Origin of the sequence: Zobellia nedashkovskayae, from assembly GCF_015330125.1 — a bacterium.
Classification (GTDB): domain Bacteria; phylum Bacteroidota; class Bacteroidia; order Flavobacteriales; family Flavobacteriaceae; genus Zobellia; species Zobellia nedashkovskayae.
The window spans coordinates 2,076,572-2,096,549 of record NZ_JADDXR010000002.1 but is presented as its reverse complement, the minus strand read 5'-3'; the positions used below and the strand labels follow the sequence as shown (position 1 = coordinate 2,096,549).

Here is a 19,978-nt window from a genome sequence, read left to right as displayed (position 1 = left end):
GAAATTTTAAGGATGTCTAGAGAAAATACACCCATTGAAACTAGAGAGAACCTCTTTACTTTATTAGCTGCCAAATTTATTCCTTTTTGGCCATTATTTGTTGCGCTCTTCTTTTTAGGGCTCATTGGAGCTAAATTATATTTAAGTTTTACAACTCCTCTTTACCAAAGTGATGCGGCAATGATTGTCAATGATGAAAAAAAAGGAGTAGATGAATCTCAATTAATGGAATCTATCAATGTTTTTGAATCTAAAAAAATCGTTGAAAACGAAATTGAGGTACTCATGTCAAAAAGTATTATTTCTGACATAGTTTCTGAACTAGGATTATATGCGCAAATCTATGAATCTAATTTTTTTAGTGACCGCATGGTTTATTCAGAAGCACCTGTTAAAATACTCCTTCAAAACCCAGAGAATGAGAACACGTACAAAGATGCCGAACCAGTAGATTTTACTTACGATTCTGAAAAAAATGAGATTATCATAGACGATGAAAATTATGCTTTAGACACTTGGATCGATAACCCGGCCGGTGGCAGCAATATCAAATTCGTCAAAAATGAAGAAGCTCCGGTAAGTGATCAAAGTGATTTTTACTACCTTTTCAAAAATCCCAGCGCAGCTGCGCAACAGATTCTAGGTAATCTTTATGTAGGTGCTGCCAACAAGTCTTCAACCGTGGTGAAAATTTCGTATTTGGATGCTAACCCCGATCGAGGAAATGACATTGTAAATCAACTAATTAAGTCCTATAAAAAGGCTGCTATAGCCGACCAAAATTCTTTGGCCAGTAATACATTGGAATTTGTAGAGACCCGCATGGAACAAGTTGGGGAACAATTGCAAGACGTAGAAAAGGAACTACAAAAATACCGCTCTTCAGAAGGCGTTATAGATTTAAGTGAACAAGGCAGTCTATACCTTCAGAACGTTGGTGATTATGACAGAAGAATAGCCGATATTAACTTACAGCTTTCGGTTCTTGACAAAGTGGAGAGTTATGTAGTCTCTAAAAATAAAAATACAGGTATTGTCCCTTCCACACTGGGTATTTCAGACCCTATTCTCACCCAATTATTACAACGTTTGTACGATGCGGAAATTGAATACGAACAACTACGGAAAACAACCGCGGAGAACAACCCAATTCTGGTAGCTATACGCAATAGAATTGAAAAAATTAGACCTGGCATTCTTGAAAACGTTCGAAATCAAAAATCCAGCTTAAGAGCCAGTAGGGGTAATTTAACGGACAGTAGTGGCAAATATAATAATGCATTGGACTCGCTGCCGGAACAAGAACGTAAATATGTAGAAATAAACAGAAGGAAAAAAAGTGTCTCCGACCTCTATGACTATTTAGTGCAAAAAAGAGAAGAAACTGCCCTTTCCTATGCCCCCACTGCTGGTAATGTTAGAGTAATACAGGAAGCCGAAGCCACGCCAAACCCTGTAAAACCTAAGAAATTATTCGCCTACGCTATTGGTCTGTTCCTTACCTTAGGAGCAGGTGTAGCATGGGTAGGCGGTAAAGAGCTATTCAATTCAAAGGTATTATTCCGTTCGGAATTGGAATCTAGAACCAACTTACCCGTTTTAGGGGAATTGGCCTTTGTAGATAAACCTCAAGATGAGTTGTTGATTACCAGGCACAAAGATGTTTTTATAGCGGACCAATTTCGCCAGGTTTTATCGTATTTAGGAGTTTATGATTACAAAGACCCCGTTCAAACCATTATGGTTACCTCTAGTATACCCGGAGAAGGCAAGAGTTATGTAAGCGCCAATTTGGCATTGAGCATTGCACTAACAGGAAAAAAAACAGCTCTAGTAGATATGGATCTTCGTAAAGAAGGGGTTTCCGGTATTTTTAATTTAGAAAACAAACCGGGTATTAGTAATATGCTCACCTCAGAACTGAGTCCTGAAAGCATAAAACACAAAGAAGAAGGAGATTTATATATTTTTCCTTCTGGCAAAAAAAGCCTTAACTCCTCAGAACTTTTGACCAACAAAAAACTAGTGCAATTCTTTACAGATTTAAAACAGGAATTTGACGCCATTATTATAGATTCTCCACCAAGTGGGATGGTATCTGACGCTACCCTATTAGCTGGTTTTTCAGATAAAATAATAATGACGGTACGGCATGACCACACCCCAAAATTTGTGGCAAATCATCTAGATGAAAATGTGAATAAAAAACGTTTTAAGAACTGTTCCGTTGTATTTAATGGCGTAAGAGCTCGTGGTATTATAAAAGAAAATTACGGGTACGGGTATGGATACGGGTATGACTTTTTGGAGGAATCAATAAATGGCAATCAAAAGATTATAAACCTATCCAAATTAACATCGATTCAAGCAGCTTTTAAAAATTTCATCCAATCAATTCCATTCCTTAAAAAGAAATAGCAATAAGACGCTTATTATGCTTCAATACATCATAGCATTTATTGGTATTATAATCTTCGGATATTTTATAGTCATTAAACCGACCATAGAAACGTATGTTTTATTTGTAGCCTACGGACTTTGTCTAATTGACACCAAAATTCTACCTATGGAGTATGGTCTGTTAAGGTTTTTCGACGTTGTTTCTATTGTCGCTCTAATTTTATTTTTTAAAGAATTTATAAGTTTTACTTCCAACGGAAAAGGTAGAATTTATTTAATTTTAGTTATACTTTTCTGGCTTTTTATTATACTTGGTAAAATCAACTCTCAGTTCCCACTAAACAACCTTCAATTTACCTACCAACCCTTTACTATTTTTATTTATGCTCGTTTTGTAATGCTTTATTTAGAGAAAAAGAAAGATAATCTTTATAAGTTCGTACAGGCATTTCAACTTAGCATAATAGCAATGGTTTTAGTCGTATTTATTCAAGTTGTCGTAGGTGTGCAATTTTCTTATATGAGCGGCTCAAGCTCAAATGTTTTTAATGAAAGTACAGGAATCACAAGATACCCTGGCCTCTTTCTTGATTCGCAAACCAGTGGACAATTTTTGGCTTTAGGTAGTTTTAGTTTTCTAATTTTTCAACCTAATAGTTCAACTAGAAAGAAACAATTATACTATATAGCCTTTGCATTTAGTGTTTTAGCCATACTTCTAGCTGGAAGTCGTTCAGCTCTTGGAGGCTGGCTGGTAGGTATGGTAATAGTATTCTTTTCTATGAGTGCCAGAATTAAATCTACAATTATACTATTGGCCGTAATGCTATTTACTACATTAACACTTCTTTCTCCCGATGGAGGGGGTATCTTCAGTAGGACTGATACCATTTCCAGTGATTTTTTATTTAGAAAATCCATTTGGGATGAAACCGGTGATATTATTGCACAATATCCAATATTAGGTATCGGCCTCGCAAATTTTCAGAAGTACATCAAAATGTACCATCAAGATTTATATTTAATAACCGAAGCAGGTGGTGATTTATACTATCTAAATCAACCAGAAAATGGTTATTTAAAAATACTTGTCGAACATGGGTATATTGGCTTTTTTATTTTCGTAATACTTATTTGTTTACCCCTGTTAAGTTGTTTTAAAAAAATTTATAATGGATATCAGGCAAAAGAAATGATTTATCCCGTTGCAGCTATTTTATCCTGGGGCATTGCATTTAACACCGTTTATTCACTAATAGACTATAGAATGTTGTTAGCTGTAGCAACTTACATATGCTTATGCATCTATAGTAGTAAAAGTACTTACGTATGGACAAAAAATTACATCAATTAGTTGTATTACAATAAAAAAATTCCAGTAGATATGCTATTCAATTCTTTTGAATTTTTATTATTCTTTCCAATAGTAGCCATACTGTACTACATAATCACTCCAAAATATCGTTGGCTGTTTTTATTAGTAGCGAGTTATTACTTCTATATGAATTGGCAACCCATTTATGCCATTCTAATTTTCACTTCTACCTTAGTTACTTACTTGTGTGCTCTAAAAATTGATAGCACACCTATTCAAAATAGAAAAAAAACATATTTAACGGCAAGCCTAATTATTAATCTAGGCATTCTATTTCTATTCAAATATTACAATTTCTTTAATGAATCTATTTTTGGACTGCTTAATGATTGGGGAATCCGTATGACCCTACCCAACTTTGATCTTTTATTACCTGTTGGTATTTCATTTTATACTTTTCAAGCGGTCGGCTACACCATAGACGTCTATCGTGGGGAAATTAAAAGTGAAAAACACTTTGGAATTTACGCGCTTTTTGTTTCATTTTTCCCGCAACTAGTAGCGGGGCCTATTGAAAGGGCAGTAAACTTATTGCCTCAATTTAAAGAGACAAAGACATTCAATTATCATCAAGCAGCCCAAGGTATAAAACTTATGATTTGGGGCTACTTTATGAAAATAGTTGTTGCAGACCGTTTAGCAATTTATGTCAATTCCGTTTATGGCGCTCCCGAATATCATAGTTCCATTACACTGTTAGTAGCAACCACCTTTTTTGCGTTCCAAATTTATTGTGATTTTGCAGGATATAGCAATATTGCCATTGGGTGTGCCAAAATAATGGGATTTGACCTGATGACCAACTTTAGACGCCCCTATTTTGCTCAATCCTGTGCAGAATTTTGGTCTAGATGGCACATATCGTTATCTACTTGGTTTAAAGATTATGTCTACATACCACTAGGGGGAAATCGCGTGGGAACAGCAAAAAATTATCGTAATATACTTATCACTTTTTTAGTTAGTGGTTTATGGCATGGCGCTAATTGGACCTATGTTATTTGGGGTGGTTTAAACGGCCTTTATCAAGTTATATTTAAAATATTAGGTGTTTCCCCTAACCGAAAAAAAGAAAGGAGCGGTTTTAATCTATTTTATGCTGGGAATTTACTACTCACCTTCGTTCTTATTTCTTTTTCTTGGATTTTTTTCAGAGCTAATAGCCTGTCTGATGCTATTACTGTAATAAAACGTATTGCAACAGTTCAAGGGGATTTTTTTATTGGGGATAAAAGCTCGTTTGTTTATAGCTTGTTCGCTATTATTTTGCTAATGCTAAAAGATGCTTATGATGAATTCTATCCTAATGGAACTTTGTTCTTTACCAGCAAAGTGCGACTGATAAGATATCTATCCTATTCTTTTGTCATTGCCTTAATCCTTCTTCTCGGTGTTTTTGATGGAGGACAGTTTATTTATTTTCAGTTTTAATCGTATGAAAAAATTTATTCTTAATTGTATAATTGGTCTTATCATAGTCTTGGCATTGGACTTTGGTATAGGGCGGGGGCTAGAATACTTTTACTTCAAGCAATCCGCTGGTTTTCAACACAGAACCACTCATAGTATAGAGCATACAAAAGAAGATATTCTTGTCTTTGGGTCTTCTCGTGCCAACCATCATTATAAACCTGATGTTTTTGAAAGGAAATTAAAAAACACATTTTATAATACGGGAAGGGATGGTAACTTCATATTCTATCAAACCGCTGTATTAAGGTCCGTGCTGAAAAGATATAAACCTAAGCTAATTCTATATGATTTTACTGGAGAATTTACATATAACCAAAGCGATTATGACCGCTTATCATCATTATTACCATATTATAAACACCATCCTGAAATAAGGAGTATTGTGAATTTGAGAAGTTCCTATGAACCTGTTAAGAATCTATCAAGCATTTATCCTTATAATTCAACCATAGGAAACATTGTATTTGGAAATATCAATATTAAGGGTTTACAAACCAAAGCAAATAAAGGATATGTTCCTTTATTTGGAGAGTGGAAAGAACCAATAGAAAACCACCATTCTGTTTTACCTTATGAGATAGACAAAAATAAAGTTACTGTTTTTAATGAATTTCTTAATTTGTGCAAACAGCATGAAATTCCTGTAGTAGTATTAGTTTCACCTATATATTATAAATATGAAGATGATTTTTCGATAGCGCTATGTAAAAAACTATGTGAAGAAAAAAAAGTGCCTTTCTTTGACTTCACAAAGGACAAGGATTTTTTGAAAGCTCCATACCTTTTTGCCGATATCGAACATCTTAATGATAATGGTGCTGTAATCTTTTCTGAAAAAGTAGTTGATTTGATAAAAGCACACCTAAAAATAGAATAGCAATAAAAATTTATTGATATAATGAATTTTATATTTCAAGACTGGAATGCAAATACCACCAAAGGACGACTAATTATGGTACTGTTTAGGCTGGCTAATATTGGTACGCGTAATAAGTTCTTAAAAATTATTGGTCTACCGTATCGTCTTTTTTATACATTCTTTGTTGAATGGACTTTAGGTATAGAGCTTCAATGGAGAACCAAAGCAGGAAAAGGATTAATGCTACATCATGGTCAAGCTCTGGTTGTGCATGGCGGAACGATATTGGGCACAAATTGCTCATTAAGGCAAAGTACGACTATTGGCAGAAAAGAATTACCTGACGGTAGTTTTAGTGCATCCCCAGTAATAGGAAACAATGTTGACATTGGTAGTAATGTTTGTATTATAGGTGGGTTACATATTGGAGATAACGTAAAGATAGGTAGTGGAAGCGTTGTTGTACGGGATGTGCCTAATAACTGTACTGTTGTTGGAAATCCAGCTAGAGAGATTCATAAATAACAAAAAAGCCGTAAAATTAGGAACCTTAACTTCAATCGAATCAGTGGTTATGACAAAAATTAGTGTTATCGTACCCGTATACAATACCGAATTATATCTCGAAAAATGCGTGAATTCAATTGTGAGTCAAACGTTTTCGGATATTGAGGTGATTTTAGTAAATGACGGTTCTTCCGACTCAAGCCCAAGGATATGTGACGAATTGCAACAAAGAGATAAGAGAATATATGTTATTCATCAAAAAAACCAAGGTGTCTCAGCTGCTAGAAATGCAGGTATGAAAAGTGCAAATGGAGATTTTGTTAATTTTGTGGATAGTGACGATTCGCTGGAGCCAGACATGCTTGAGTTATTATATAATAACGCAATTAATTTTACAGCGGATATAAGTATTTGCTCTGTAAGAAAAGGCAACCAAGAAATTGAAACAACAACCACGCAACCAAGAGCGCTTACTAGGGATGAAGCAATAATTGGCCTACTTAATTACAGCTTAAATTGGGGTGCATATAATAAACTCTTTAAAATTGAATTAGCCCAACTGGAAGCTTTTGAAGGTTCCATAAATGAAGATGTTTATTTCTGTTTTAGAGTATTTCAAAAAGCTTCTTCATTTGTTTTTGAAGATATAAAAAAATATAACTACGCCGTAAATGATAATTCAGTTTCTATGTCTCGATTCGACTCGCGATATCTACAAATGACTTATGTAGCCGATAAAATTTTAAATAAAGTTACAGATGAGTCTACTGAAATTATTGAAACTGCCAAATACAACAATATCATTGCCAACATATCTATAGCAAACCTTATTTTAATATCCAATGAAACTAAGTACAAAAAAGAACTCTACCAAATCAAACAAAAACTTAGGAATTATCATTCATTCATTCTATCAAATAAAAAAGTCGTTCTGAAGCATCGTGTTGCTTATATATTGATAAGATTTGCCCCCAAATATTATAGGTTTTTGTTAGGAATGTATTCTAAATTGACAAACTCAACCATAGGTGATAGAGTTTAATCCTACAACTTGACCAAGCTTATAAAACTAAGATAGTCTATCATGAAAGAAAGAAATATTAGCATCGATATATTGAAATTTTTTGCCGCTCTTTTGATTACCAATTCACATATGGAATTGTTGTATCCTAATAAAATATTTGCCACTGGTGGAGCAATAGGTGATGCCTTATTCTTTTTTACCATTGGATTTGTACTATTTCTTAAACCTATGGGACGTTTTGATAATTGGTATAAAAAAAGAGTAAATAGAATTTATCCTACGGTTTTTGCTTGGGCAATTTTGAGCACACTATTCTTCGATAAGGATGATAATATCGTAGATGTTATATTGTATGGAGGCAGTTGGTTTATTACTTGTGTAATGATTTACTACGTATTACTCTATCTTATTAATCGATATATGATTAACCATCTTTACTTAGCAACAATGATTGTCATAATAATTGTAATTGCTTGGTTCTTTTTAATACAAAGACCATTGAACTATAACATCTATGGATATAACTATTTTAAATGGGGACATTACTTTTTATATGCTTTATTTGGTGCAATGATAGGTATTTCAAAAAAACAATTTAAATTTCAATTTAATTATGACCTTATTAAACTTATCTTAAGTACTATAGTTTTTTATGGTATTCTAATGCTATCTCAGAAACTACAATGGTATCCAGACATTCAATTACTATCTTTAATTCCGCTCGGAATCATTGTATTCTATTTTTACAAACTAGCCAATAATGAAATTGTAAAACACGCTTATAATAGCCAAATCTTAGGTCCAATCATGAAAACTATTTCGGGACTATGTTTAGAGATTTATTTGGTACAATTTTCTCTATTCACGGATAAAATGAATAGTATTTTTCCGTTGAACCTATTAATTATGTTTATAATTATAATAATTGCAGCGTATATTTTAAGATGTCTTGCCAGAATATTTTCTCAAACCTTTATGGAAAAACAGTTCAATTGGAAATTGATCTTTCAATTGTATTGAGAAATTTAAACATTGAGTTTAAAAAATATGATTAAGTTCTTTTAATAAGAACACTTAAGATTGAGGGCAATATTAAACAGTTTCGTTCAAAATCTTTTAAAACAAAAAATGAAAATGAAAACTAAGATTCTAATTGGTATTCCTCCAAAAAATCACATAAACCTGGCAATGGACGAGGTGCAAGGACTCACCGATTTAGGCTACGACTGTGATACTATCGTTTATACACGGAACAAACCCTTTGCCGGTAAAATTGATAAGCTACTGGGAGTCTTAGCAAATGCTTTTGCACTTGTGAAACGATTATATAACTTTAAGCCGAATATGATTTATTTAAATTCGCGTTTTGAACCAGTAGGGACCACACGCGACTTTATCACTATATTATTGATTAGATTACTCTATTGGCATAAGTTAAATATTGCTATTAAGACTCATGGGTCTGATTTGTCTATTCTGACTAAAAAATCTTTCTTTTTTGATTCATTGGTTATTCCCTATCTATCGAAACAAGTTACTCTTTGGTTTTTTCTTTCCCATGAAGAAAAAAACAATATTGCAAAATTAGCTCCAAAATTTGCGGAGAAGGCCTATGTTACTGGTAATATTATCGACCCAAATCGTTCCATTAAATCAGAAGCATTTTTATCGGCGCACGGGTTAAATGATAACCGTTTCAAATTTTTCTTTGCCGGGCGTATGATTGCAGAAAAGGGCATTTTTAGTATTATACGGGCCATCCCTCATTTTAAATATAAAGAAGACTGTGTTTTTATTTTTGCTGGTAACGGTGAAGAATATGATGAGTTTAAAGCAGAAATTAAAAGCTTACAAATTGAAAAATACGTGCACCTCACCGGTTTTTTACCCGAAGAAGAGTGTGATCATTTTTATGCCAATTCGGATGCCTTGGTTTTTCCAACCTATTTTGATGAAGGTTTCCCTATGGCATTGTTTAAATCAATCGGCTGTGGTCTTCCTGTAATTACTACTCAGACAAGGGCAGCCATTGACCATTTGAAAGAACCAGATAATTGCCTTTGGGTTAACGGAAAAGATTCTCAGAGTGTTAAGAAGGCTTTAACTATGATTTACGAAAGTGACGAATTGAGAAACAAAATGCGCAAAAACAATCTTGTTCTAGGTCAGAATTTTACAAAAAGAAAAATTACCGAACAAATGCACCAAGATTTCATTAAAGCCACAGTATCTAATTAACGACTTGACATTTAAATTTATCTACCCCATGTTAAATAGTATAACCAAGCTTAAAAGCAAACTTGAATCTAAAGTTCTAAAAAATAGTTTTTGGGGGTTAGCAGGTAGTTTATTTCAAAACGTATTTTTAAGTCTATTTTACGTTTTAATCGCCAGGCATTATTCCGTTGATGATTTTGCCAAGTATATTATTGCCAATAGCCTCTACCAAATGATTGTGGCCTTTTCCTCTATGGGTCTTGGTCATTGGTTCATCAGAGAGGTAATCAATCATAGTGACAAGAACAAATTAGCGGCCAAATTCCTGAAAATGCAAGCTTATTTTGGTATATTCTTTTTTTCAGTAAACCTCATACTAGCATTTTTTTTATACACAGATTCAACCGTTCGCATACTTTCGTTACTTTTCGCTGCTAATATTATTTTTGACAATATTATCTATTCGATAAAAAATGTAAACATTGCCCAATTCTCTCAAAAGAAAACCGTACTTGTACTCTCTATTGAGGCATTCTCAAAATTTGTTATCGCCTGTTTGCTTTTTGTATACCCTTTTTCGATTATCTATTTGGCCGTATTACTTGTAATTACGCGTTTTATCACGTTAAATCTATTTTTGCGCATTGGTGCTGCGGAAGGTTTTACTTTAACAGGTTTTTGGCGTGAAGAAATACCATTTAGCTATATAAAGGGCATTCTCTCTAAATATTGGCCTTTTGCCGTTATAGGCAGTGCTTATGTTATTTACTGGAAAATCGATACGTTGATTATTTCCAAAATACTTCCTTTAGAAGATGTAGCTCATTATGAAAACTCTTTTAAGATATTTTCATTAGCTCAACTTGTGCCTGTAGTACTAAGCAGTACTATGCTTCCAAAGCTGGTAGAGCTTCATCAAAAACCAGACAAGACCGAATTACAAGCTGTTTATAAAAAAATATTTAGAATTCTCATGTTATATGGGCTTGGTGCATTCACTTTTACCTATTCCTTCGCAGACGAATTGGTGCCTTGGATATTTGGTGAAAAATATGCGGAATCTGCTCAATATACCAAAGAAATGTTTTTTACTATTTTGGTGTTTCCAACATCTCTATTACAGGCTAATATGCTAATTGCCATGAAGCTAGAAAAACTAGATATGTGGTTTAACATCAATAGTGTGCTAATTAACTCTGCAATTTGTCTTATCGGGTTATATTTTATAAAATCGCTATCTATAGTCAACTATGCGATATTCATTTCATTTATTATTTTTCACATCTCCCAAGATGTTGTATTACTTAAAAATAAAATTGTAGGTCTTCCGCACATTATTGGTTATCTACTTATAACGCTAATTACGGTATGCTTATATATGTTTTTGCAAACTAAAATTAATGATGTTATTCTTTTCCCATTATTTTGGATTGTTATCGGTTTACTAGTAATGGTTATATTTTTTAAAACAAAGCATAACTTAAAATTTTAACAACAAGACTTTCTAATAAAATGACCTTGAATTATATCTTACTAAGGCTTAGCAAACGACCATAATCTTAGATCTATTGTATTTAGGATATCATTAAAAATTCAACTATGAAAAAAGTTTTACTAAGTGCCTATGCCTGCTCCCCTTCTAAAGGCTCTGAAGAAGGCCGAGGATGGAATTGGGCGATAGGTCTTGCCGAAATGGGCTATACAGTACACTGTATGACCAACTTTGATGACAAACAGAAAATTGAGAATGAACATAAAAAATTGAATCTACCCAACCTTCATTTTGAATTTGTTGAATTACCGTGGGGCTTGGACGAAAAACTGTTTGACCCTAATGGTAAAACAATTTATTTACATTATTATCTTTGGAAAAGAAAAGCAGCAAACCGAGCTGTGAAATTGCATGCCGAACATAGTTTTGACATAGCTCATCACGCCACCTACGGTAGTTTTCAACAAGGCACCTGTCTTTATAAGCTCGACAACTGTAAAATAATATTTGGCCCTGTAGGTGGTGGTCAAATGGCACTACCTATTTTTAAATCATATTTCGGAAAATCATGGCGTACAGAAGTCATTAGAGGAATGGTTTCCAAAATTTTAGTTGGTTACAGTGGTAGTCTTAGAAGAACTCTGAAAAAAGCAAGCTATATTATCAATACCAACCAAGAAACAAAGGATCTTCTAGATAATTCTAAATTGGCAAATTCAAATAAGAGCCGATTAACAGAAATCTATGCTATACCAAAAAAATACAACACATTACCATATATAGAAAAACCCGATCATGAAGTGCTAAATATTATTTGGGTGGGAAGAGTTATGCCGAGGAAAGGCCTTAATCTATCATTACATGCGTTGTCATTTGTACCTAACGATATACCCTATAAATTAACAATTGTAGGTGGTGGCAAGAGCGAAGATCTAATCAAAAGCTGGATAAAAGAATATGCTTTAGACACTTCAAAAATTGATGTTCTAGGTCAAATACCCTTTGAAGAGGTAGCAAATCAATATAAAAAAGCAGATATAATGCTTTTCTGTTCATTGAGAGATACTTCAGGCACTCAAATTATGGAGGCAATGGCCTACAGCCTGCCCTTAATTGTATTAAATATAAGTGGGGCCCGTAATCTAGTACCTGAAAGTTGTTCCTTAAAAATAAATCCTACATCAGGAGATGGCACAGCTAAGAATATTGCAAACGCAATAATAGAATTTCAGTCTAACCCAGAGCTTCGCAGAGAAAAGGCTCGTAATGCCCATGCTCACGCTATGAACAGTAAATGGGAACGTAGAATAAAAGTGTTTACTGAAAAATATTATGAGAACTAATTAACAGCCGCAATTTACATCATGGCATAAATAGATCAATAACTTTTACCGTGTTATTGCTTCGACTATAACTTTAATTAATTTTTGATTATGCTTTTTAATTCTTTCATATTTTTCATATTTCTAGGGGTTGTAGTGCCTTTAACTTATGTTTTACCCTCTAAAAAGGCTAAAAACATTTTTCTATTAGCTGCTAGTTATTTCTTCTATGGGTACTGGGATTGGCGCTTTTTAGGCCTACTATTACTTTCCTCCATAATTGACTTTATTGTTGGCAAAGCCCTCTATGCGGCCGAAGAAGAGTCACAGCGAAAACGTCTATTGATGGTAAGCCTTATTGCCAACTTAGGTATTCTTGGTTTTTTCAAGTATTTTAATTTTTTTACCGCAAGCTTTATTGAATTATCATCTGTCATTGGTCTCAGTGTTGATTATTTACATTTAAATATTATTTTACCGGTAGGTATATCTTTCTATACATTCCAAACCCTATCATATTCTATAGATATTTATAGAAAAAAATTAAAGCCCTCAGAAAATTTTATTGATTTCGCGCTCTTCGTCTCTTTTTTCCCTCAATTAGTTGCCGGACCTATTGAAAGAGCAAGTGTATTACTACCGCAATTATCCAAAAAATTAGCGCCTACAAAAGTTCAAATTCAAGAAGGAATAGTTTTAATTATAACCGGTCTATTCCGCAAAGTAATAATTGGTGATACATCAGGTAAATATGTGGATCAAATATTTGGCAATATCCATTTGTATAACTCAATAGAATTATTATCTGGTCTTGTTCTTTTTTCAGTTCAAATTTATGCTGATTTCTCAGGTTACAGTCTAATAGCCAGAGGTACGGCTAAACTGTTAGGTGTAGAATTAATGGTAAATTTCAGTCAGCCATATCTATCAAGAAACATTACTGAATTCTGGAGAAGATGGCATATTTCTCTCTCATCTTGGTTAAAGGATTATTTGTATATTTCTTTAGGAGGCAATAGAAAAGGAGACCAAAGAACCTATATTAATCTTATGCTAACCATGCTTCTGGGCGGTCTATGGCATGGAGCAAGTTGGAATTTTGTAATATGGGGCGGTTTGCACGGTATCTATTTGGCCATTCATAAAATGTTTCTAAAAGACCGCAAGATAGATAGCACTGATAGTGCGCTATTTAACCTTAAAACAATTTTAAACATACTTGTAACCTATATTCTGGTTTTGTTTACATGGCTCTTCTTTAGATCTACTTCATGGGATAACACCATATTATTTATAGAAAGAGTAATCGATTGGAGGGCTAGTGAATATTCATTATTCTTTTTAAGAGTAACTGTATCATATCTGGTGGTCGTACTACTTATTGATTTAACTAGCTACAAAGCATATTACAATCTTCCTATATTTCAAAATAAGGGGGTTAAATACGGGCTATTAACCGCTATGTTCGCACTCACTTTGGCCTATATGTTTCAAGCTGAATCATCTCCGTTCATCTATTTTTCTTTTTAATAACACCACTATGAAAAAAATTAAATCTATTATCTTTTTCTTCCTGGCCTTTATAACTTTCTCATTTTTTATGGAAATTTTTCTTTCATCTGCTGCTATTACAGTGCCAAGCATTTCCGTGGATAAAGAAAAAGGAGAACGATACGTTGCAAATAAAACTACTAATTCTCTTTTTACAACTGAAGGTTTTGGACTTGCCAAAACAAACAGCTTAGGGTGGTATGGTAAAGAATGTAATAAAAATACTAGACAAGACATCAACATTGGCGTAATCGGAAATAGTTTTGTTGCAGCTAGGCAAGTTTTCGAAAGAAACAATTTCGTGACCAAATTAGAGGAAAATCTCAACAACTCTCTTGAGCCATCTGTTGCCGTTTTCAATTTTGGAAAAGAGGCCTTACCAACATCAGAACTATTATACCTAGTAAATGAAGTTGAAAACGACTACAAACTTGACTACAACCTAGTTTTATTAAATGAAAGAAGTTTTGAAGGCCTTAACAGAATGGTGCCCTTTTATGAAAAAAAACAGGATAAATTTGTTCTTAACACAAGTTTTAAAAATTCATCAAAATATAAAATTTATCGAACGTTAGAAAGCGTAGGATTGGCTCATTCCTCATTGACCTTTTTAATGTATCGTGTTAAAAACCAATTACAAAATGCCGCGCCCATCGTCTTCGGAAAATTATATGACATTTTTCAAAAAAATGAAGTTCAAAAATCCCAACCTTCTTCATTGACCGAATTGGACAGAGATATTATTAAAGAAATAGATAAGAAACAAAAAATTGTTTTTTTACTTGATTTAGAACCTAAAAAGAAAGCAGTTGTACAGGAGTGTATTAAAAATTCAACAATAATTGATTTAGAACCTATACTTGATTCTATTAGACAAAATTACATAGACCCAAACTTTTGGAAAATTAGCGGCAAAGAGGGGCATTGGAACAACACAGCACATGACATAGTTGGAAAAGCACTTTCTAAAGAATTAATACAAAAAAAGTTTAAAACTATTAAATAAACTTAGAATCGTATAATAGACTATATTTCTTGAAAAACAATATTAAAACAAGCTCGGTCCGCAGTAGTTTCAGGTATACTATATATACCTGGATTCCCTTTAAATTTATACATGGTCATATTTTTGCCGTGGTCACCACCTTCCAAATCATACATTGGCGCCACCTCACACTTTTTCCATCCTTCTAAATTTTTAAATATTTCAGCGTACCCTCCATCTACATATGAATGAAAAAAGAAATATATGGTATAAGGCTGATATAGTTCTATCGTTACGGAAGTGCCTTTTGCAGGTTTATGTATACCTTGGAATAAAATCCCTCCTTGCAATTCAGTAGGTATGGAGTCATACGAATAACCGCGATCAAGGTGCTGAATAACTCCTGATTCCATAAACGCGTAACTATAATCAAATTCTGGCTTAACAGAAACCTTAAAATTTTGTTCAACCTTTTTGATCATTTGCGTATTTGGTTTAAAATCGGCATACTTAATTTTAGAACGCTGGTATAATTTATATCCTATAAATAATCCTCCGACTAATATTGTAATTAACAAAATAACTTTTAATACCGATTTCATTTTAATATATATTTTATATTTCGAAGAGGTTTATCTAAGAAGAAGTTAGTGTTGAATATTTTAGTAACCCCACGAATCATGTAATTTTCAAAATTAGTTAGTTTTAGCTCCTATACCAGCCTTGGCAATAAAAGAGCTTGAGTCATCCTGATTGCTTACTTCAATAAAAGCATTCAGTTCCAATAACTCATCATAAGTAATTTCATTACCATCAATTTCATTCAATTCGTTAAAGCTGAATCCGTTTAAATCACTTTTGACCGAAAATAATTGTTGAATAAATTCTTCCCCATTACTATATTGAGGTATATGTAGACTACATGGCAACTCAACATCCTCATCTATTTCACGAATTCCAACTGTTAGAGATGCAGTCCCTTTTTTGCGTTCTTGCACAGTAACTAGACCACTAAAAACACCATCTGGAGACAAAAGGTCATATATGCTTTTTTTGCCAGTTAATTCATTAGGACCAAGATCTACATATGCAAGTAGAACGCCTGCATTTTCATTAATTCCTTCAATTGCTAAATAACCATTAAACTCAGCCAATTGGGCATAATTGACAACTTCACCACTCTGTAACTTTTCTACGGTAGTATTACTAATACCTTTATCCCCATTTAAACTATTTAAACTTACTGCAATCCCACCTCCAAGGTTAGCTGTATTACTTCGCAACCTAACGACATTATCAATATTCTTAATTGTATTTAGCACCTGTAAAGAGATTGTCGTAGAGCCATTGGTATTTTCTATAAAATCAACAGTTCCCGAAAAATCTGATAAATTCGTGTTTAAAATCGAATATTGCTTACTTTCCCCAGTTGGAACCGGTGCTGGACTATCTTCTTTACTACAACTAATCATTACAAATGATGTGATAAAAAAGAACATACCAAAAAAAAAGCTACAATAAAATCTTTTACACTTTAACATCTTAAAGGGTGTTTAAATTCGTATTTAATAATGATTTTGAGAATTTTTCATCTTCTGGGGTATAAAGCAAAGTAACCCATACAAAATATCTGTTTTGTGTTGTACCACTTAAAATATACTCCAATATAATGAATTTTAAAATTAGTGTTTTATTTCCATCAATAATAAAAAAAGAGATTTTGGTAAGCGTTTTTCATTATTAGTTTTAGAATTAATTGGAAAAGAAGAACTATACACCCTTTATTAGAAATAGATTGGAGAAATGTGAAATCCTTTTTTCTAAAAAACAAAGTCAAAATCAATTATTTCACTGACTTTAAATACATTGAGCGATATAATAGTGATACTCATCGATTTGTTGCAATAATTTAATTTTATCAGCTTAATTTTCAAGGTTACTGATAAACTATTTCTTTTAAAAAGCCCCCTAAATGCATTTTACAGTTAAAAAAACTTTTCTAATTTCTATTATCTTGTGCTGTTATTACAGCTACGGACAAGTAAAAATTGGGGAGAATTCAGAAGTCATGGACCCAACCTCCTTATTAGAACTGGAAAGTACAGATAAGGTTTTAGTTATTACTCGCGTTTCTGATTCGGATATGCAAACTCTAACACCCCTAAATGGAGCTTTGGTATATAACACAGATGAGAATTGTGTCTTTTATTATAGCGGAACGCAATGGAATAATTTATGTAATTCTAATGGTGGCGACGAAACTTTATCAACACTTATTGACAACCAAGATGGCACCTTTACTTACACTAATGAAGCTGGAAATGAGACCTTAATTTCGTTAGCTGGTAATGAGACCCTATCTACACTGGTGGACAATGAAGACGGTACTTTTACCTATACCAATGAGGCTGGTGATGAAACAGTTTTTTCTTTACCAGAAAATGAGGGAGGTACTAACGACGAGACCTTATCAACACTGATTGACAATGAAAATGGCACCTTTACCTACACTAATGAGGCTGGTGAAGAAACTATTATTTCCTTTGGAGGGAGCGGAGATACCGGCGACGAGACCCTATCAACACTGGTTGACAACGAAAATGGCACCTTTACCTATACTAATGAAGGAGGCGAAGAAACTATTATTTCTTTCGAAACTAGTGGTACAGGTGAAGAAACCGTGACCAACTTAATAAGGAATGATAATGGCACCTATACTTACACAAACGAAAATGATGAAGAAACCTTAATCTTCTTTGACCACATTGTTGACCAAGATGGTAATGTTTTATTCGTAGGTGATCCAGGAAGTTTATTTTTCGCAGACGAATTTGGTGAGCCTAAAGATGATGTAAGTAATCTATATTACTCGGAAGAAAATCAGCAATTAGGAATTGGCACCAATGAGCCTAGTTCTACTTTAACGGTTAATGGTTCAATCGCCACAGATATAAGATTTATCGGCGGCGATGGAATTGTTTTAACTGATAAAAACCACACTGTAATAATCACAACAAATTCAACTATATTTCTTCCCGATGCACCCACCTGTGCAGGAAGGATGTACATAATTAAGAAAAAATCTTCAATTTCAGTTTCCATTGCCAATGGATATTCTAATACCGATAGTAATCCAACTTCAACAATACCCACTGAAGAGAATGTCATTTGGCTACAAAGCAATGGTTTCATATGGGAACAGGTAAATTAGAAGCGTTCTCTCTACCGTATTTAATTTATCTATCTAATTTTATTCTAAAACATCTTTCCTCTAAAATGGTTGTCCAATAGGATAAAATACTTTTGAATTGTATTCTAAAATCGTACTTTTCATGAACATTAGGATTATTCCTTTGGCATGAAACAAAAACTGTTTGACGATTTTAAAGAGGTTTCCGCAAAAGAGTGGAAACAAAACATTCAATACGAACTTAAAGGTGCGGATTACAATCAAAAATTGGTTTGGGAATCACCAGAAGGCATCAAGGTAAAACCCTTTTACCATGTAGATGATATTCAACCCCACGCCGCTGCACATAAAGAAGTTCTAGCGCCTTGGAGAATAACGCAGCATATTGTAGTCAGTGATATCTCTTTGGCCAACAAAAGTGCTCTGAACGCCATCAAAGGAGGCGCGGAAAGTATTCTTTTTACATTGCCTTCAGTAAATGTTGATTTTAAGTCGCTTTTAGCAAATATTGATTATACTTCTACTTCTATTCATTGTCAGTTTGAAAGTATTTTGACTGGTGACGTTGAGAGATTTGCGAACTCCACTCAAATTGAAAAAGAACATATTTCCTTTCACATAGACCCCATTGGTCAACTGGCATCCAAAGGAAATTGGTTTATAAACATGGGGCAGGATCTTCAAAATCTGTATACCCTTTTACAAATACCAACTACTCAAAGACCAAAGAATATCATTAGCATAAATGCTGCACTTTATCAGAATGCCGGTGGCACTATGGTTCAGCAATTGGCCTATGCCCTAGCCCACGCCAATGAATATCTAAATCACTTTGGTTCTAATATCGACACCATTACTTTTAAAGTTGCGGTAGGCAGTAATTATTTCTTTGAAATTTCAAAAATCAGGGCACTGCGTAGACTTTGGAAACTGCTAGCGGCAGAATACGGAATTGTTTCGGATTGTCATATTGAAGCAACACCTTCTAAACGAAATAAGACGCTTTACGATTACAACATGAACATGATCCGTACTACTACGGAATGTATGGCGGCCATATTGGGCGGAGCGAATAGCGTTTGCAACCTTAACTATGATTTTATCTATCATAAAAATAACGAGTTTGCGGAACGTATTGCCAGAAACCAACTGGTGCTTCTTAAGGAGGAGAGCTATTTTGACGAACTGCAAAATCCTGCAGAAGGCGCTTATTATATTGAAAATATTACGGACCAACTTGCGGAAAAAGGGTTGCTCCTCTTTAAGGATATTGAAGCCAACGGTGGTTTTCTAAAACAATTAAAATACCATACCGTTCATAAAAAATTAAAGGAGAGTGCCGAAAAAGAACAGGAGAAGTTGAACTCTTCTCAAGAAATTCTTGTAGGCTCCAATGCCTATACTAGTGAAAAGGATATGATGAAAGACCAGCTTGAAGTCTTCCCTTTTCTGAACCAGCGAAAAGAGAAAACATTGATTGAGCCCATTCTAGAAAGACGACTAACAGAGACGTTGGAAAAAGAACGATTGAAAAGTGAAGGTTGGCAAGGGAAATAAACCCATGCAGTGGCAAGAAAGAGATT

The 19,978-nt window shown here is 33.8% G+C and carries 16 protein-coding genes; 14 read left to right on the top strand and 2 right to left on the bottom strand.

All coding sequences use genetic code 11. From position 1 onward, the window contains the following. The first annotated feature begins 12 nt into the window (after positions 1–12). The 12 genes from IWB64_RS08815 (at position 13) to IWB64_RS08760 (ending at position 15,226) form a co-directional block, all read left to right on the top strand. The gene (locus IWB64_RS08815) at positions 13–2,418 is read left to right on the top strand and encodes a GumC family protein (protein ID WP_194533667.1); all 2,406 of its coding nucleotides are present in this window, start codon (positions 13–15) and stop codon (positions 2,416–2,418) included. Between the two features lie 16 nt (positions 2,419–2,434). Beyond that, positions 2,435–3,754, top strand: a complete 1,320-nt coding sequence (locus tag IWB64_RS08810) for an O-antigen ligase family protein (protein ID WP_194533666.1) — start codon at positions 2,435–2,437, stop codon at positions 3,752–3,754. 30 nt (positions 3,755–3,784) lie between these two features. Beyond that, the gene (locus IWB64_RS08805) at positions 3,785–5,206 is read left to right on the top strand and encodes an MBOAT family O-acyltransferase (RefSeq protein ID WP_194533665.1); all 1,422 of its coding nucleotides are present in this window, start codon (positions 3,785–3,787) and stop codon (positions 5,204–5,206) included. A 4-nt stretch (positions 5,207–5,210) separates the two neighbouring features. Beyond that, complete coding sequence (locus IWB64_RS08800; protein ID WP_194533664.1) at positions 5,211–6,125, top strand: hypothetical protein; 915 nt, start codon at positions 5,211–5,213, stop codon at positions 6,123–6,125. A gap of 21 nt (positions 6,126–6,146) precedes the next feature. Then, positions 6,147–6,632: a serine acetyltransferase gene (locus tag IWB64_RS08795; RefSeq protein ID WP_194533663.1), complete on the top strand. Its 486-nt coding sequence runs from the start codon at positions 6,147–6,149 to the stop codon at positions 6,630–6,632. 49 nt (positions 6,633–6,681) lie between these two features. Beyond that, complete coding sequence (locus IWB64_RS08790) at positions 6,682–7,656, top strand: glycosyltransferase family 2 protein (protein WP_194533662.1); 975 nt, start codon at positions 6,682–6,684, stop codon at positions 7,654–7,656. Between the two features lie 42 nt (positions 7,657–7,698). Further along, entirely contained in the window at positions 7,699–8,658 is a 960-nt protein-coding gene (locus tag IWB64_RS08785; RefSeq protein ID WP_194533661.1) for an acyltransferase family protein, read from the top strand. A gap of 114 nt (positions 8,659–8,772) precedes the next feature. Next, on the top strand, positions 8,773–9,876 hold the full coding sequence (locus IWB64_RS08780; protein WP_194533660.1) for a glycosyltransferase family 4 protein: 1,104 nt from the start codon (positions 8,773–8,775) through the stop codon (positions 9,874–9,876). 28 nt (positions 9,877–9,904) lie between these two features. Continuing rightward, complete coding sequence (locus tag IWB64_RS08775; RefSeq protein WP_194533659.1) at positions 9,905–11,347, top strand: oligosaccharide flippase family protein; 1,443 nt, start codon at positions 9,905–9,907, stop codon at positions 11,345–11,347. A 107-nt stretch (positions 11,348–11,454) separates the two neighbouring features. Next, entirely contained in the window at positions 11,455–12,690 is a 1,236-nt protein-coding gene (locus IWB64_RS08770) for a glycosyltransferase family 4 protein (protein ID WP_194533658.1), read from the top strand. A 90-nt stretch (positions 12,691–12,780) separates the two neighbouring features. Beyond that, on the top strand, positions 12,781–14,199 hold the full coding sequence (locus IWB64_RS08765) for an MBOAT family O-acyltransferase (RefSeq protein WP_194533657.1): 1,419 nt from the start codon (positions 12,781–12,783) through the stop codon (positions 14,197–14,199). Positions 14,200–14,209: 10 nt separating this feature from the next. Continuing rightward, on the top strand, positions 14,210–15,226 hold the full coding sequence (locus IWB64_RS08760) for a hypothetical protein (RefSeq protein WP_194533656.1): 1,017 nt from the start codon (positions 14,210–14,212) through the stop codon (positions 15,224–15,226). A 20-nt stretch (positions 15,227–15,246) separates the two neighbouring features. Here the strand turns inward: IWB64_RS08760 and IWB64_RS08755 are convergent, their stop codons facing one another. Then, the gene (locus tag IWB64_RS08755) at positions 15,247–15,807 is read right to left on the bottom strand and encodes a hypothetical protein (RefSeq protein ID WP_194533655.1); all 561 of its coding nucleotides are present in this window, start codon (positions 15,805–15,807) and stop codon (positions 15,247–15,249) included. Positions 15,808–15,900: 93 nt separating this feature from the next. Beyond that, positions 15,901–16,677, bottom strand: a complete 777-nt coding sequence (locus IWB64_RS08750) for a hypothetical protein (RefSeq protein WP_194533654.1) — start codon at positions 16,675–16,677, stop codon at positions 15,901–15,903. Positions 16,678–17,177: 500 nt separating this feature from the next. On the opposite strand from IWB64_RS08750, the gene IWB64_RS08745 reads away from it, so the two are divergent. Beyond that, entirely contained in the window at positions 17,178–18,416 is a 1,239-nt protein-coding gene (locus IWB64_RS08745; protein WP_194533653.1) for a hypothetical protein, read from the top strand. A 147-nt stretch (positions 18,417–18,563) separates the two neighbouring features. Beyond that, positions 18,564–19,952: a methylmalonyl-CoA mutase subunit beta gene (locus tag IWB64_RS08740; RefSeq protein ID WP_194533652.1), complete on the top strand. Its 1,389-nt coding sequence runs from the start codon at positions 18,564–18,566 to the stop codon at positions 19,950–19,952. Positions 19,953–19,978 lie beyond the last annotated feature (26 nt).